The sequence below is a fragment of the Legionella qingyii genome (genome assembly GCF_003990155.1).
Taxonomy (GTDB): domain Bacteria; phylum Pseudomonadota; class Gammaproteobacteria; order Legionellales; family Legionellaceae; genus Legionella; species Legionella qingyii.
Map to the genome: position 1 here is coordinate 36,031 of NZ_RZGX01000015.1, position 15,397 is coordinate 51,427.

A 15,397-nucleotide genomic window follows, 5' to 3' on the forward strand; every position below is an offset into this window, starting at 1 on the left:
AGATACCTATGTCTGAAACCATTATTGCTATAGAAAGCTTACGCAAGTCTTTTAAAAAAGCAGCAGAACAAAATTTGCTTGTGCTTGAGGATGTGAACTTTAAGCTGCAAGAAGGCGAAATAGTTGCTTTATTAGGTAAATCCGGTTCAGGGAAATCCACTTTATTGCGTATTATTGCGGGTCTTATAGCACCCACTAGTGGGACTGTGACCTATAGAGGCAAACCCGTCACCAGTCCTGTTGCGGGAATTGCAATGGTGTTCCAGTCGTTTGCATTGATGCCGTGGCTTACTGTATTGGAAAATGTAGAACTTGGTCTTGAGGCGCAGGGAGTAAGTCGCGAAGAGCGCAGGCATCGAGCAATTGAAGCGATTGATATCATTGGTCTTGATGGTTTTGAATCGGCCTTTCCCAAAGAGCTTTCAGGTGGGATGCGTCAACGGGTTGGTTTTGCGCGTGCCCTGGTTATTAATCCTGATGTTTTATTAATGGATGAGCCTTTTTCCGCGCTTGATGTGCTTACCGCGGAAAACCTGAAATCCGACTTGTTGGAGTTATGGGCAGAAAAGAAAACCAATACCAATGGAATTTTATTAGTGACTCATAATATTGAAGAAGCCGCCACATTAGCTGACAGAATTGTAATTTTTGGCAATGATCCAGGTTACATTCGAGCTGAATTACCCGTCACCTTGCCGCAACCACGTGATCCGGAATCGCCTGAATTTCGGGCGTTAGTTGATAAAATTTATACTTTAATGACTACTGGCCCTAAAGAAAAAGCAAAGCGTGCCCAAAGAGAGCGGCAAATCGGTTTAGGATATCGCTTGCCTGATGTAGAGCCCTCCGAACTGACCGGCTTAATTGAGACGATGACCTCCTTTGAAGAGCGCATTGATTTACCTGAGCTTGCAGATGAGCTGATGATGAATATTGATGACTTATTCCCCATACTTGAAACCTTGGAAATATTAGGTTTTGCTAAAGTTTCTGCAGGGGATATCCAATTAAGCGACTTAGGAAAGCAATTTGCTGAGGCCGATCTTCAAGAGCGTAAGCAATTATTTGCGCAAAGATTATTGGAAAAGGTACCTCTTGCACGTTATATCCGGCGAATTTTAGATGAAAAAGTAGGGCATAGAGTTTCTGAGGAACGATTTTTGAGTAAGCTTGAAGATTATTTAAGTGAAAAAGAAGCAGACCGTGTATTACGTACGATGATTGACTGGGGACGTTATGCTGAGATTTTTGCTTATGATTTTAATACCGGAATTTTAAGTTTAGAGAATCCAGGTAAAGGAGCATAAAAGATTTAATGAACTAAATTCAGAAGCATTTATTAGCAACAAAATTGCTTTGCTACGCTTCCCTCAATCTCCAAAAACGACTCATGGAATGCTTAAATTAGAGCGAATAGTTTGTTATATTTGTTCAAATTCATCTCAAGGAAGGTTGTTTAGCATGGAGCAAAAGCAAGAATATGATGAGCATTTCAAAATAATCCTTCTAGGAAATAATGCGGTTGGTAAATCGTGTCTATTGCGTACTTATTGTGATCGCACCCCATGTAGTTTCGATGAATACATGGATACTATGGGGGTTGACCAAGAAATAAAACCGATTAATGTTTTCGATAAAAGGATACAGTTGCGTATCTGGGATGCTTCGGGAGCACCAAAATTACAGAAAATAGTTGCGTCCTATTTTCGATTTGTTGATGGAGCCTTGATCTGCTTTGACTTAGCCAATAAGGCTTCTTTTTCGGGCACGAAGGAGCATGTGGCTCATTTAAGGACAATTAGGAAAGATATCCCTATAGTTATAGTCGGTTGTAAAGCAGACTTGGTGAAACGAAGAGAAGTAACCTTCAAGCAAGCAAAGGAATTAGCGGATGAATTGGGCGGGGATTATTTAGAAGTTTCTGCCCTTAATGAAATGACTGTAAGGCAACTTTTTGCACAAATTACCCTTCAAATATATCTTTGCAAACAATTAAGTAAGCTCAAGCCCGCCTTAGATATATGTTTCAATAATTTTTTAAAGCTCAATAACCTTAATCGTGCCAACTTATTTACTGAACAGCACCAGAATTTACCCCTAAAAGGAGAAATAAGAGCGGAGTACAGAGCCCAGTTTGAAAAACTGTTTGCTTCCAGACGAGTGGACGAAGTGACTGAGTTTTGTAGAAAAACATTATATCTCATTGAAAAGACTAACAACTTTTATAAACAAGAGAGCCCTGTTTTGAGTACCTTTCTAACCAGTCCGCTTTCAAGTGCCCTAAAGGACATATTGGATGTTTTAAGTAGAATGTTGGGTGACATGATGGGATTTACCGCTGCGAAAGAACTTATATATCAGAAAAAATCCATCGAGCACGCACCTTAAATCACATTTTCGAGTCATTAGTGGTAAATTGTTTATATATAGTGTCACTTTGTAGGTGAGATGGATTCACGTCTGTGCGGTGGCCATACCTCAGATCCCGAATGTAGTGAGGAGCGCCTTCGTCGTAAACTATTCAGGATGAGGTGATTATAAGCGCATTAGTCGAACGTTTCACGTGAAGCATTAACTTATGTTTATATAAATTTCTTCGTATTAAGTACTGTAGACTGGGTTACGCTTAGTGGAATCAAGGGATTTGGGCTATGAATGAGTTTCTCGACCTGAGTTAGGGCTTGCGCCCTCACCCAGGTGTTTGAATGGTTATAATTAACCGGCTGATTAAGCCGATTTTCGTGTGAGGTAATTCAATAGTTCTAATAACCGCTCTGGGTTGCCAGCCATTTGTAAGTCGGTTTTATACTTATTATTTACCACAAAGGCAGGTACCGCATTAATTTGATAAGTTCCCATGAGACTCATTCCATTTTGTACACGCATATCAATGGTTGGTGAGTTTTCAAAAGCACTTTTTGCGATTTCCTTATCGACTCCTTGCGCAACGAAGAAACTGATCATTGACTGTTTGGAATCGAGAGGTTTTCTCTCTTCTTGTATGGCTTTAAACAGTAAAGGAGTCATTTTATCAGAAAGTGCAAGGGTTTTTGCGGTGTAGTAGGCTTTAGCATAGAGCTCCCAGGATGGTTTAAATACCACTGGGACACGTTCGAATTGAATGTTATTGCCCATCTTATTAACCCATGTATCGAGAGGGGCCTCTATTTTATAACACCAGGGGCAGCCATAACTAAAGAACTCTTCAATAATGGGGGTTTTATTTTTATTATTTGTTGCGTTCGGATTGGTAACAATTTGATAATCCTTCCCTTCAACAAATGATGCAGCTAGAGCCATTGCTGGTAAAAGAAAGAATACAGCGATTAATTTTTTTAACATAATTTAGTTTCCTAGTGTAACCCTTCAATATAATGTGCGACTGCTTCCATATCTTCTTGGCTCATTCTACTGCTAATATCTTGCATGATATGGTTTAAATCATTTTTTCTCTTCCCGTCTTTAAATGCATTTAATTGCAACACGGTATAAGCAGCATGTTGGCCAGACAGTATTGGGAAGCCAGCTTGAGCATTGCCCGTACCTTTAGGACCATGGCAGGCGATACATGCCGTAATCCTTTTTGCAAAATCTCCTCCACGGTAGATTTGCTCACCCCGTTTAAGAAATTGTTTAGGGGTACTGCCATTAGCAAGAGGCATTTTAGCATAATATGCTGCCAAGTCATCCATATCCTGTTTGCTCAATGTGGCAACAAGTGCATTCATTGTCGGTGCGTTACGTAATGCACTGTCTTTCATATCGTTCAGTTGTTTAATAAAGTATTTGGGATGTTGCCCAGCAATATTAGGCCAGTCGGGATTCGGGCTATTGCCTTGTTGACCATGGCATGCGGAACAAATCACCGCTTTGTCTGCTGCGGATGAGGTGTTTTCTTGAGCAAAAAGAACTAATGGAAAGCATAGAATAAAAGTGAGTACAAATTTTTTCATCGATTTCTCATAATAAATTCACGAAGTAATGGTACACTGCCTTAGTTGAAATCCCAAAATATTATAATTCTTATGTTGGAAAATCCTTATTCTAAAGCAGTTTTTTTACAAAGTGCTGCACGTGTATCTCAGTTACCTGAGGATTCAGGGTATGAAGTTGCCTTTGCTGGTCGTTCAAATGCCGGGAAGTCAAGTGCCTTAAATTGTCTCACTGGCATCAAAAATTTGGCCCGCACCAGTAAAACGCCCGGACGTACTCAATTGATTAATTTATTTGGAATTGATGAAATGCGTCGTCTTGTCGATTTGCCAGGTTATGGCTACGCCAAAGTCGCGTTGCAAGTGAAAATGGACTGGCAAAAAAATTTAGCGCATTATCTTGAAGTCAGGCAAAGCTTAAAAGGGTTGATTTTATTGATGGATATTCGTCATCCCTTAAAAGATTTAGATGTGATGATGATTGACTGGGCATTAAACCGTGAGCTCCCCGTCCATATTTTACTGACTAAATCAGACAAATTAAGCCGCAGCGAGGTAAAAAATACGGTATCAAAAGTTCGTAAGCATTACGAATTGGCAGAGCATTTAATTACCGTTCAATCTTTTTCTTCTTTGAAAAAGGAAGGGGTGGGGGAATTGATTGCTTTGCTAAATCAATGGCTTGATTGGTAACCTGGGTGACGCGAAGCAGAACCCAGGATTTCTGGATATGATAGAGCTTCTTTACCCTGGGTTTCGTTTCACTTCTCCCAGGTAGAAATTAAAGCAGGTCGAATGGTTGATTTATTTCTCAGGATATCTGACCAATTATTAATTGTAAGGAATTCAAATGCTAGGATTCGGCAGATTTTTTAAAAGTTCTACTGATTCTCACCAAGAGCAAACTGGTTTGTCAATTGAATGCCTTCCAAATGAAATGCTACTGCCAATTCTTCAAAGAACAGTGACCTCCCGAAATGATAAAAATAGTGTGTCACTAGTTAGCAAGCGGTTTTATGAATTGAGCGAAGATAAGTCAGTTGGCATATATCTGGCTTATGATGTTCGTTTTATAATTGATTCTTTGTTGCGTGATTTGTATCGACTCGTGTTTAAGCCAAGGTCCGCCGGGGCTGGACAATTTTGTGCTGATAAAGAACTGATACAATCGATTGAGCAAATTAAAAAACAGCTCGTAGCTGTTTTGAAGGCAAGATCCTTTGAACGAATTGATAAAAACACACTCGATATTTTTTCAAATGGTGATGCGAAAGTAATTCGATCAAAGCTACTTATTAAATACGGAGGCATGCTGCCTTACGTTATTGATAGTGTCAAAGATTTTCAATTTCTTGCGGCTACCGTTGATAAAAGCCAATGGAATGCCATTGAAGTGATATTTAAAACGATTAAATTAAGTGAAAAAAATAACGTAACCACATGCATACATTTAATGTTACGTCTTTGTGCTGAATTAAAAAACAAAAAGCGACTTACTGATAGACATCAGGATTACAAAGAGCTCTTAACCAATGCGAATTCTAAACTCATAGCCGCTCTATCTAAAGAGCAACAAAGGATCGCTATGGAAATGGTTAAAGATGGAGTCAGGTTATCAGCGGAGATTTATTTGCATAATCTAGCTAATACTTTTATTGCAGTGAGTAACGAATTGCATGAGCAGTTGGGCGATGACGCAAGCAACGACATTCATCAACCAGGCACATAGTTTTTTTACAATCACCCTATAAAGTTATAGGGTGAGATAAATGTTTTATAATTCGACTGGTTATCCCTTAATTTCAGCATGTTCCAATACTTTTTCTGCTTGCGTAGCACGATAATTTTTAATTGCTTCGCGGTATACAGGATACTTATTTCCCAGGATTGTTACCGCCAAAATAGCCGCATTGATGGCGCCTGCCTTACCTACTGCAAGGGTTCCTACAGGAATTCCTGCAGGCATTTGGACTATGGATAAAAGCGCATCCAAGCCATTAGTAAAAGTTGAGGAAGGCATAGGCACACCTAAAACAGGGACTATAGTTTTAGCCGCTACAACTCCAGGCAAATGAGCTGCACCGCCAGCTGCGGCGATAAAAATTTCAACGCCACGTTGTTCTGCTGATTTGAGATACTCAAATAATGCATCGGGGGTGCGATGCGCCGACAAGGCCCGGACTTCGTGAGGAATGTTAAATTGTTCCAGAGTTCGGCTGGTTTCTTCCATGATGGTCCAATCAGATTTTGAACCCATGAGTATTGATACAAGTATATTTGACATAATTCCCTCGTTAATTATTTATCTTGTTCAGTATTCGGAGCTTGAGTGCAGTGAAAGGGAGGTTGCAATAATCTGTATTGCTTCAACCAAAGCTAATCCTTCGAGTTCTTGCACCCTGGCTTTTAAACGTTCTGGGGTATCGCCTGCCAACACAGGACATTTCTTTTGCAAAATAATCGGTCCTGCATCCACTTGTTCGGTAACGAAGTGTACCGTACAACCGGTTTCAACCTCGGCGGCATCTAAGACAGCTTGATGTACATCGAGATTCATCAACCCAGCATGAGCGGGTAATAATGAAGGGTGAATATTGATTATTTTATTTTCCCAGTCGGATACGAATTCAGCTGATAAAATACGCATATAACCAATTAAAACAACAAGCTCTATTTGATGTTGTTTGAGGATTCCAGAAAGATAAGCATCAAACTCCATGCGGCTTAGGCCTTGAGGATTGGCAAACATTGATTGAATTCCAAAGTTCGCTGCTTTTTCCAAAATGGGAGCATCTTGTTTGTTGCTCAGAACCAGTTCGATTGATGCCGATAGACGTTGATGCTTTATTCCAGCAACAAGTGCATTAAGATTAGTGCCTCGAGTTGAACCGAGTACGGCGATGCGAATCATAATGCGCGTATCCTTTGCATATGGTCAATGCGTTGTTGAATTAATTGTTTGGTACCTATATCCTGGCGATGAAATAAAGGACCTTCAATTAATGAAATTTCGTTCTCAGCGCGTTGCTCTGCAGCAAAAATCGTATCAGCGATGCCTACATAAGCCGCAGTGCGCGAGCCTTCAGCAACGATTTGATCATCGACCTGATTTACTGAAGAAAGGTATAAATGATCTTGATGTGCAACCTTGGAAAAATCTACGACAAAGTTTTTCTTTGGTGCATCAGGATAACCTTCAGGGACGGCATATTTACAGACGGTGGCCTGCTTTGAAAATTTAACGTTGTCTTCAGTAAGATTGCCATTCACCATGGCTTGACATAGTGCAACAAAGTCAGATTCCAAGATCGATAATACATTTAATGCTTCAGGATCGCCAAAACGGGCATTAAATTCGATCACATAAATTCCATTTTTAGTCGCAATGAAACTGCCATATAAAATACCAATATAGGGTTCGCCACATTCAGTAGATAAGGCCTGAAATACTGCATTATTGATTGCTAAGGCTTCCTGAACATCATTTGGGGTTAAAAAGGGTAGCCGATGATCGGTATCGGAATAACTTCCCATACCACCAGTATTGGGTCCTTTATCGCCGTTATAAGCACGTTTATGGTCTTGGACCAAAGGCATAGGAATAAGCTTTTTGCCATCAGCGAAACACATGAATGAAAACTCTTGGCCAATCAGTTTTTCCTCAATAAGGATGGTCTGCTTTTTATCAAAAATCTCCTGACAAAACTCCAAAGCCTCAGTGATTGAATGCAGATGATCTCCAGCAACTTTGACCCCTTTTCCACCCATTAAGCCGTTTGCTTTAATGACGTAATTGCCTTCCCCGAGTTCATTGAGAAAAGCGTCAACATGATTGAGGGTTGTAAATTTTTTATAACGTGGCAAACCCGCAATGTGATATTTGTGCATGAGATCACGTGCGAACTCTTTAGAGGTTTCAATTTGTGCCAATATTTTTTTCGGACCGATGGTCGGGATTCCTGCTTGCCAAAAGGCATCCGCCATTCCGTGTTCAAGCGGTGCTTCTGGACCAATAATTACTAATTCCACTCCCCAGAGCTTTGCCATAGACACTACTGCGGCGCAATCAGTGATATCACCTGCGCAATATTGATTCGTTAATTGATGGATACCTGGATTAATTGCTGTGCCGTAGCAAAACAATGACGTTTTGTGTGGCGAACGATGTAAGGCTTTAATTAATGCATGCTCTCGTGCGCCAGAGCCGATAACAAGAATGTTCATTCGCGAGTATCCTCTATTTTTTGGGGGCAGTAAGTCTGCTTGTTTCACGTTGTAGCTCGAGCTGCTTCATTTTTTCAGCAGTCAGTTTTTTACAAAAATAATCGCCATCCATACACGCCATACATGGTTTTTTGATGTGATGTTCTCCCCGACGTGTTACTGCTTCAATCAAATCTTCATTTGATTGATAGAGTAAAACATCAACACCAAGATAATTGGCAATCTCATCTTCAGTTTTATTGGCAGCAATCAATTCTGTGCGTGAAGGAATATCAATCCCACTAAAACAGGGATTTTTAAGTGGGGGCGATGTGGAGGCGAAATAGATGTTCTTTGCGCCAGACTCTCTTACCATTTTGACAATTTCACGAGAGGTTGTTCCCCGGACAATGCTGTCGTCGATAATCATCACAATTTTATTTTTAATTTCAGTTTGCTGCGGGGTTAGTTTGTAACGGATATTTCGACTTCGTGCCTTTTGATTGGGCATGATGAAGGTACGACCTATAAAAGGATTCTTATATAAGCCTTCGGAGTATCTTACCCCTAATTCATGGGCAAATGATAGGGCGGCAGTATTGGCAGTAAACGGAGCAGGAATAACAATATCCGGTATGAGTTCAGGGTACTTTTGTTTCCATTGATGGGCTAGATTTTGTCCCATACGTAAACGAGCGCGGTATACACTGACGTTATTGAGGGTTGCATCCGGGCGTGCAAAATAAACATACTCAAACACACAAGGCCTGAATTCTTCTGTTTTTAGAATACGGCGGTGCAGGGTTCCATTAAGATCCACAAAGGCTACTTCACCGGGTAAAATATCTCCGCGAGGTTCGAAGCCCAATGCATAAAAAGGAGTAGTTTCTGATGCAAAAATAGTATCAACCGTTCCATCGGGATTTTCACGGGTTCCCCAAACCAGTGGGCGGATACCATGAGGGTCGCGGAAGGCAACAAGACCCTTGCCAATAATCACAGATACAATCGAATAGGCCCCTTCAATTCGTTCAAAAATATGCGAGACGGCTTGAGTCAGCAGTTCGAAAAAGCTATCCGTATTTTCTTCATTACTGGACGCATTACTGGCCAGATTATCTGCAAGCATGAGCAATAGTGCTTCAGAATCAAGAGAAGTATTAAGATGACGATGTTGTTTTAAACGAATCTCATCCGCCAGTTCTTGGTAATTGGACAGGTTGCCATTGTGGGCAAGCGCGATGCCGCGCGGACTTCCAATCCATAATGGCTGGACATCTGTTGCCGTATAGCCACCGGCAGTAGGATAGCGTACGTGACCAATGCCGATGTTACCTTCTAATGCGGAAACGTTATCGGATGTAAAAATTTCCCGCACCAAACCTAATCCATGTTTCGTATAGAAACGCTGATCACAAGTGAGTATGCCCGCAGCATCTTGTCCACGATGTTGTAAATGGATGAGACTCTCATACAATTCGGAGGCTACTGGTTCATGACTGTAAATACCTACTATCCCGCACATTCCTTACTCTACCTTAAATAACTTGCGACATGGCGCATGATCCGTTGCTCTACAGGTTCTTTATGTTCTGCAAAACTGAATTTTGTTCCTGTGATACGTTCATACAATTGAATATATCGTGAGGAAAGTTCTTCAATTAATTCTTGTGGTGCTTGAGGAAGTTGCTCATCGTGATAAGGATCTGAATTTTTTGCAAACCATAGCCGCAAGAATTCCTTATCAATATTTTCTGGTTCTAGGCCCTCAGCAATGCGTTTTTCATAGCTTTCGGCAAGCCAATAGCGGCTTGAATCAGGAGTATGGATTTCATCCACTACTATAATGTTCCCATCCGCATCGCGACCGAACTCATATTTAGTATCTACTAAAATCAAACCATGATCTTTAGCAATTTCAGTACCACGTTGGTAGAGTTTAAGTGCTAATGCACTGGCTTCTAACCAGTCTTCTTCAGTCATCCATCCGTCCGCAATAATTTCTGCTGGAGAGATAGGGCGGTCATGAATTTTTTCTTTAGTCGTGGGGGTTAAAACAGGTTGTTCCAGTTTTTGATTTTTTCTTAATCCTTCAGGAAAAGTAATTCCGCAATACTCACGGGTCCCATTTTGATACTGAGTCCATAAAGAAGTGCTGGTTGTACCACTAATATACCCTCTTACTACAAACTCAATCGGAAAAACGGTGCATTTTTTGGCAATAACGACATTCGGATCAGGAACTGCAATGATGTGGTTAGGGACAAGATGTTTGGTTTGTTCAAACCACCATGCACTGGTTAAATTAAGTACGGCACCTTTATAGGGAATCAATGCAAGATGTCTATCAAATGCGGTGAGTCTATCTGTTGTAACCAGCATGATGGAATCACCCAAATCATATGAGTCCCTTACTTTTCCTTGATATTTTTTGCCCACAGGCAAATTTGTTTGGTCCAAGCAAAAAGCTAAGGCTTCTCGAATTTCATTGTCATAATGAGTGGTCGTAGCGGTAGCATTCATGAGCATAAGGGTTCCCGATAATATGAGTTAATAAAATATGGTCTATTAATGCAGATACATTGGTTTCATCGCTGGTAAATTGCCATAGAACACCATGATTTATTTTATTGATTTTAGGCACTGCGTAATGGGTATTAAGAGTTTGTAATGTTTGCTGTCCCTTCAAGTCTTCTTTTGCGCGAACAAGATAAGCCAAGGTATTTGGAGCGTCCAGTTCGTTTAAAGAAACTTCTCGTTCTTTGCGATCAGAATATAAAAGGCCAGTTTTTTTGAGTTGAGCGAAACTCTCTGCCGAGTCACACTCAACTTCCCAGTGTTCAAAACGATGTACGGTTACTGGAAAACCTAAGCGTCTTAACGTTTTTTGTACGGTCAAGGCTTGGTTATCGGTGATAATCAGTTTAACAAGGCTGATATGGTTACTTGGAGTTTTGCTGAAGTGTTTGAGGTTGACCGCCATTTCGTCCGGCAACGTGTTCGAGGGATCCCATTCTGGACGTGGACAAGCCGCGGAGCGTAGGTTCTGCGGAGCTGCTTTATCTTCACCCAGGCCAAAATTACGTTCTTTTATGTAATCACGCATTGAAGCAAAAATCGGATCACCATTTTTCGTGCGTTCAGGATGTGGCATCATGGCCATGACATTGCCAGCATGGTTGGTAATTGCCGCAATATTGCCCGCAGAGCCATTTGGATTAATTGGGAAATTATCAATGATATGGCCTTCGGCATCACAATATTGAAATAAATTTAAACCGTGTTGCTCTATCTCCTTCAACAAGGAGTCTGGCATAAGAAAACGTCCCTGGGCGTGAGCTATAGGCAGATGAATAAAATCTTTAGTTGTAAGATGGCGAGTAAACGCATTATGTTGATGATTATCCGCCAAGCGCATATGCACCCAGGCATTATAAAAACCTGTTCCAACTATTTTTCCATGGGCAATACGCTTATTTTCTGTGAGCGCCATACTGATTTCATGATGATTTAAGTCCGGCACCAAACCTGATTCAACGAGTATTTGTGCGCCATTGCAGATTCCTAATATGGGCTTTCCTTGTTCGCTTTGGGCTTTGATTTCCCCAATCACGGGATCAAGTGCGGCGATGATTCCTGCACGAGAGCGATCTTCATAGGAAAAACCGCCGATAAGGATATAACCATCGAGAGTACGTAGTTTTTCTAAAGGTTCATTCCACAAAAACTCAACAGGTTCCATTCCGACCCGTTTTACAGCGAGTGCAGTTTCGCGTTCACAATTGGAGCCTGGGAATTGAATTAAGCCAATACGTATCATAACAGCCTCACCTTTTGATCTCCTTTTACTACGCGTCCGATTTCATAAAGAGGGAAGGAAGGAAAATCGCGGAGTACTTCGCGAATAGCCGATAATGTATCTGGTGCGATAAAAAGAACTAAACCTGCACCCATATTAAAAGTACGATACATGTGTTCATCATCTAGATTTCCTAACTTGCGCAATAGATTAAATATAGCTAGTTCAGGAATCTCTTTTTTATGAATTTCGACACCGCATTGTTTGGGTAAAATACGGGGAATATTTTCCAGTAATCCTCCACCCGTGATGTGTGCCATTCCTTTAACAGGTATGTTTTTTTCCAAAATACTTAAAATCGGTCTAGTATAATTCAGATGCGGTGTTAAGAGTTCTTCACCAATGCTCTGTGAGAACTCTGGAAATTGAGATTCTACTTTATAACCAGCAACGTCAAAAAGCAGCTTTCTTGCTAATGAATAACCATTAGTATGCAAACCACTTGAAGGAAAAGTCACGACGAGATCCCCTTCACAGATCGTTTTGCCTTCAATCGCTTTATTTTTTTCGACCACACCCGTAATGACACCAACTAAATCCAGCTCGCCTGGCAAGTATGTACCTGGCATCTCGGCGGTTTCACCGCCAACTAAAGAAATGTTGTTTTCTTTGCAGGCTTTGACCATGCCGTTAATGATTTGTTCGATAATTTCGGGTTTTAATTTGTCGTTTGCAATATAATCAAGGAGGGTAAGCGGTTTTGCTCCCAAAACAATAATGTCATTCGTCGTTGCACTGACTAAATCAATCCCGATGGTATCGAATTTTTGCATCATTTTCGCAACCATCATTTTGGTGCCTACGCCATCAATACTTTGCACGAGAACAGGATGCTCATAATCTTGCAGCAGGTTTTTAAGATCATACATGGCGCCAAAGCTGCCGATCCCGGTAAGAACTCGCGGTGAAAAGGTACTTTCTACCGCTTTTTTAATACTACGAACTGCTTCATTACCTGCTTCTATATCTACACCTGCAGCTTTGTAATCAATAATTGACATTATATGAGCCTCTCAACTAAACCATTTTCCCAGGCAGTTTTGGCTGCACTGATTGATAGATTGATAACCGAATTGATTACCAGGGTTGGGGTTGCTGTTGTTTCACCTATGGGCTGAAATGCTAGAGAATAATTCCGGAATATTTGTTCTAGTGCGCTTAATTTTTCCAGCGGGACTTCGAGGATAAATCCACCGCTTTCCGCAAACAGCTTTTTATCATTGGGTAAATCACCAGGAATAAAAACATTCACCCCAATTTCATTTTTAAAACTCATTTCTGCTAGAGCAACGGCAATACCACCTTCAGAGATATCATGTGCTGATAACACCAGACCGGCTTGCATGGCTGCATGTATGGCGCTGATTTCATCAGCAAATGTAGCAAGATTGGGTTTAGGTAGTTGACTGCCTAGTTGGTTGTGTAATTGGTAATACACACTACCCCCACATTCATTTTTGCGTTCACCAATCATTAAAAGAACCGAATTAGGCTGCTTGAAGTCATAGGTTATGGTTTTGGAATAATCGTTGATTGAACCGATACAACTGATAATCGGACTCGGTGGAATTGCACCTTGAGCTGACTCATTATAGAGCGACACATTACCCGATATAATGGGTAGGGTCACATTGCGATCAGTAAACATTTTTACCGCGGAGCATGCATCGACTATGCCGCGTACTGCATCAACAAACTCGCCCATTTGTTCTGGATTTTCAGGATTACCAAAACACAGACAATCAGTTAAAGCAAGGGGCCAGGCGCCTACGGCAACGATGTTACGTACTGATTCGACAACGGCATTAACTGCACCCCAATACGCATCAATTTTGTTATAACGCGGATTATGATCGACGGATAAGGCGACACCAGTATACTGAATTTCTAGCGGATATTTATCTTCATTAAATGGCGCAATTACTCCGGCATCAGCCCATCCTGGTTCAACGACCGAACGACCTTGAACTTGTTTGTCATAACTTTCATAAATTGGAGCACGGGAAGCAATGTTTTCATGAGCAAGTAAATTCAATAATTGTTCATTGAAATCGCCCACTGCAATGTGCTCTGGTTCGCTATGAATGTTTTGTTTCGCACTGTAAGGGCGATCATAAAGAATCCCCTTGGTAATGTCTTCTGCGCGAGCGGAGACAATTTCTTTTCCTTGGGCCTTCACAACGTATAAGCCATCGGTTCTAATTGTTCCCACCACAGTTGCTTGTGCACCATCGCAGATTTCTGGCAGGGCAAACCGTTCGTTATAATGTTTTAAGAAGGTATCAACCAGTTCTTGAGGAACAACCCACATAAAGCGTTCCTGTGTTTCTGAACAAAGGACCACCGCGGGTAGTAAATTATTCATGCTGGTTGGTACAAGATCAAGGTTGATTTCTGCTCCATAGCCACTGGCTTCTGCCAATTCAACGCTGGCACAAGCAATTCCTCCTGCCCCTAAATCTTTGAAGCCAACGCGATCAATGAGATTGTTTTCGCGCAAGAATTCAAACATGGCGTAATTGGCTTTAAGAATATGTCGTTGTAAGAACGCATTAGGTTCCTGGACTGCTCCCTTATTTTGCTCTTGTTGTTCTTCACTCAATGTTGCTGAAGCAAATGCCGCGCCGCCAAAGCCGCTATTATCTGTGGGCTTACCAACCAATATAAATTGATAGCCATCTGCATTGGCTGGAGCATAGGAATGGATTATTTGATCTTCCCTGACTACACCTAAAGTAACTACAGTAACCAGACAATTTTCATTGTAGGCTTCATCGTAATAGGTATCACCACCCAAATTTGCGATACCAAGAGGATTCGCATAACCCGCAATTCCCTGAACTACTCCGTGATGTATCCATTTTGTTTTTGGGCGATCAATATCGCCGAAACGCAAACTATCAGCCACTGCAATTACTTCCGCTCCCATGCAGCAGACGTCGCGCACATTCCCACCCACCCCTGTTGCAGCACCTTCAAATGGTACAAGTTGTGAAGGGTGATTATGCGATTCATGACTTACCACGATGCCATAACGTCTGCTTTGTTTGTCCATCGCTACAGCAACAATTCCGGCATCCTCTTTGGGACCTAGAATGACGTGGGGGGCTTTCGTTGAGAACTGGTTAAGGTGTTTGCGGCTGCTTTTATAGGAACAATGTTCGGAACCCTGAATAGACCATAAGATACATTCTGCATAAGTTGGTGGTCGTTTTAATAGGGAATTTTGAATGGTGAGGGCTTCATCAGGAGTTAGGCGCACGCTAAAACGTTGGAGTAAATTAGTTATTTCCTCCAAGGACAGCTGCGAAAAATCAAAATAATCGGGGATTTCTTGCATTTTAGGGGATCTGACCTATAGCTAAAACGTCACTAATTTTAAGCGTATTTTGAGTTTAAAGCA

14 protein-coding genes are annotated in these 15,397 nt (G+C 41.3%); 4 read left to right on the plus strand and 10 right to left on the minus strand.

Translation table 11 applies throughout. The annotated features are described in order from the left end of the window. The first annotated feature begins 8 nt into the window (after positions 1 to 8). Positions 9 to 1,307 carry an ABC transporter ATP-binding protein gene (locus ELY20_RS11715; protein ID WP_110142623.1) on the plus strand — a complete coding sequence of 433 codons (1,299 nt, stop codon included), beginning with the start codon at positions 9 to 11 and terminating at the stop codon, positions 1,305 to 1,307. 154 nt (positions 1,308 to 1,461) lie between these two features. After that, positions 1,462 to 2,388, plus strand: a complete 927-nt coding sequence (locus ELY20_RS11720) for a Rab family GTPase (protein ID WP_110142622.1) — start codon at positions 1,462 to 1,464, stop codon at positions 2,386 to 2,388. A gap of 339 nt (positions 2,389 to 2,727) precedes the next feature. Here ELY20_RS11720 and ELY20_RS11725 read toward each other — a convergent pair whose 3' ends face one another. Both ELY20_RS11725 and ELY20_RS11730 read right to left on the minus strand, forming a co-directional pair. After that, positions 2,728 to 3,342 (minus strand): thiol:disulfide interchange protein DsbA/DsbL, encoded by a 615-nt coding sequence (locus ELY20_RS11725; RefSeq protein ID WP_110142621.1) that lies wholly within the window; start codon positions 3,340 to 3,342, stop codon positions 2,728 to 2,730. Positions 3,343 to 3,353: 11 nt separating this feature from the next. Then, the gene (locus tag ELY20_RS11730; RefSeq protein ID WP_110142620.1) at positions 3,354 to 3,953 is read right to left on the minus strand and encodes a c-type cytochrome; all 600 of its coding nucleotides are present in this window, start codon (positions 3,951 to 3,953) and stop codon (positions 3,354 to 3,356) included. 72 nt (positions 3,954 to 4,025) lie between these two features. On the opposite strand from ELY20_RS11730, the gene yihA reads away from it, so the two are divergent. After that, positions 4,026 to 4,625 (plus strand): ribosome biogenesis GTP-binding protein YihA/YsxC, encoded by a 600-nt coding sequence (gene yihA / locus ELY20_RS11735; RefSeq protein ID WP_110142619.1) that lies wholly within the window; start codon positions 4,026 to 4,028, stop codon positions 4,623 to 4,625. A gap of 157 nt (positions 4,626 to 4,782) precedes the next feature. Further along, positions 4,783 to 5,661, plus strand: a complete 879-nt coding sequence (locus ELY20_RS11740; protein ID WP_110142618.1) for an F-box protein — start codon at positions 4,783 to 4,785, stop codon at positions 5,659 to 5,661. Between the two features lie 60 nt (positions 5,662 to 5,721). Here the strand turns inward: ELY20_RS11740 and purE are convergent, their stop codons facing one another. From purE to purL, 8 genes are read right to left on the minus strand one after another with little or no spacing between them, the layout of a single operon-like run. Next, a complete protein-coding gene (gene purE, locus ELY20_RS11745) occupies positions 5,722 to 6,216 on the minus strand; it encodes a 5-(carboxyamino)imidazole ribonucleotide mutase (protein WP_110142617.1) in 495 nt (164 codons plus the stop codon). 27 nt (positions 6,217 to 6,243) lie between these two features. Next, complete coding sequence (purN, locus tag ELY20_RS11750; protein ID WP_110142616.1) at positions 6,244 to 6,843, minus strand: phosphoribosylglycinamide formyltransferase; 600 nt, start codon at positions 6,841 to 6,843, stop codon at positions 6,244 to 6,246. Continuing rightward, the gene (gene purD, locus ELY20_RS11755) at positions 6,840 to 8,156 is read right to left on the minus strand and encodes a phosphoribosylamine--glycine ligase (RefSeq protein ID WP_110142615.1); all 1,317 of its coding nucleotides are present in this window, start codon (positions 8,154 to 8,156) and stop codon (positions 6,840 to 6,842) included. The genes purN and purD overlap by 4 nt, the downstream gene beginning before the upstream one ends. Before the next feature lie 13 nt (positions 8,157 to 8,169). Beyond that, entirely contained in the window at positions 8,170 to 9,660 is a 1,491-nt protein-coding gene (purF, locus tag ELY20_RS11760) for an amidophosphoribosyltransferase (RefSeq protein ID WP_110142614.1), read from the minus strand. Between the two features lie 8 nt (positions 9,661 to 9,668). Next, positions 9,669 to 10,664, minus strand: a complete 996-nt coding sequence (locus ELY20_RS11765) for a phosphoribosylaminoimidazolesuccinocarboxamide synthase (protein WP_110142613.1) — start codon at positions 10,662 to 10,664, stop codon at positions 9,669 to 9,671. Continuing rightward, positions 10,627 to 11,955 carry a phosphoribosylformylglycinamidine synthase I gene (gene purQ / locus ELY20_RS11770; protein ID WP_110142612.1) on the minus strand — a complete coding sequence of 443 codons (1,329 nt, stop codon included), beginning with the start codon at positions 11,953 to 11,955 and terminating at the stop codon, positions 10,627 to 10,629. Before purQ ends, ELY20_RS11765 begins: the two co-directional genes overlap by 38 nt. Then, positions 11,952 to 12,995, minus strand: a complete 1,044-nt coding sequence (gene purM / locus ELY20_RS11775) for a phosphoribosylformylglycinamidine cyclo-ligase (RefSeq protein ID WP_110142611.1) — start codon at positions 12,993 to 12,995, stop codon at positions 11,952 to 11,954. The genes purQ and purM overlap by 4 nt, the downstream gene beginning before the upstream one ends. Next, positions 12,995 to 15,334: a phosphoribosylformylglycinamidine synthase subunit PurL gene (gene purL / locus ELY20_RS11780; RefSeq protein WP_110142610.1), complete on the minus strand. Its 2,340-nt coding sequence runs from the start codon at positions 15,332 to 15,334 to the stop codon at positions 12,995 to 12,997. Before purL ends, purM begins: the two co-directional genes overlap by 1 nt. Positions 15,335 to 15,397 lie beyond the last annotated feature (63 nt).

Bases quoted from the DNA above. Each gene is read 5' to 3' on its own strand.
- ELY20_RS11715 (WP_110142623.1), top strand. From the start codon at position 9: ATGTCTGAAACCATTATTGCTATAGAAAGCTTACGCAAGTCTTTTAAA.
- ELY20_RS11720 (WP_110142622.1), top strand. From the start codon at position 1,462: ATGGAGCAAAAGCAAGAATATGATGAGCATTTCAAAATAATCCTTCTA.
- ELY20_RS11725 (WP_110142621.1), bottom strand. From the start codon at position 3,342: ATGTTAAAAAAATTAATCGCTGTATTCTTTCTTTTACCAGCAATGGCT.
- ELY20_RS11730 (WP_110142620.1), bottom strand. From the start codon at position 3,953: ATGAAAAAATTTGTACTCACTTTTATTCTATGCTTTCCATTAGTTCTT.
- yihA (WP_110142619.1), top strand. From the start codon at position 4,026: ATGTTGGAAAATCCTTATTCTAAAGCAGTTTTTTTACAAAGTGCTGCA.
- ELY20_RS11740 (WP_110142618.1), top strand. From the start codon at position 4,783: ATGCTAGGATTCGGCAGATTTTTTAAAAGTTCTACTGATTCTCACCAA.
- purE (WP_110142617.1), bottom strand. From the start codon at position 6,216: ATGTCAAATATACTTGTATCAATACTCATGGGTTCAAAATCTGATTGG.
- purN (WP_110142616.1), bottom strand. From the start codon at position 6,843: ATGATTCGCATCGCCGTACTCGGTTCAACTCGAGGCACTAATCTTAAT.
- purD (WP_110142615.1), bottom strand. From the start codon at position 8,156: ATGAACATTCTTGTTATCGGCTCTGGCGCACGAGAGCATGCATTAATT.
- purF (WP_110142614.1), bottom strand. From the start codon at position 9,660: ATGTGCGGGATAGTAGGTATTTACAGTCATGAACCAGTAGCCTCCGAA.
- ELY20_RS11765 (WP_110142613.1), bottom strand. From the start codon at position 10,664: ATGCTCATGAATGCTACCGCTACGACCACTCATTATGACAATGAAATT.
- purQ (WP_110142612.1), bottom strand. From the start codon at position 11,955: ATGATACGTATTGGCTTAATTCAATTCCCAGGCTCCAATTGTGAACGC.
- purM (WP_110142611.1), bottom strand. From the start codon at position 12,995: ATGTCAATTATTGATTACAAAGCTGCAGGTGTAGATATAGAAGCAGGT.
- purL (WP_110142610.1), bottom strand. From the start codon at position 15,334: ATGCAAGAAATCCCCGATTATTTTGATTTTTCGCAGCTGTCCTTGGAG.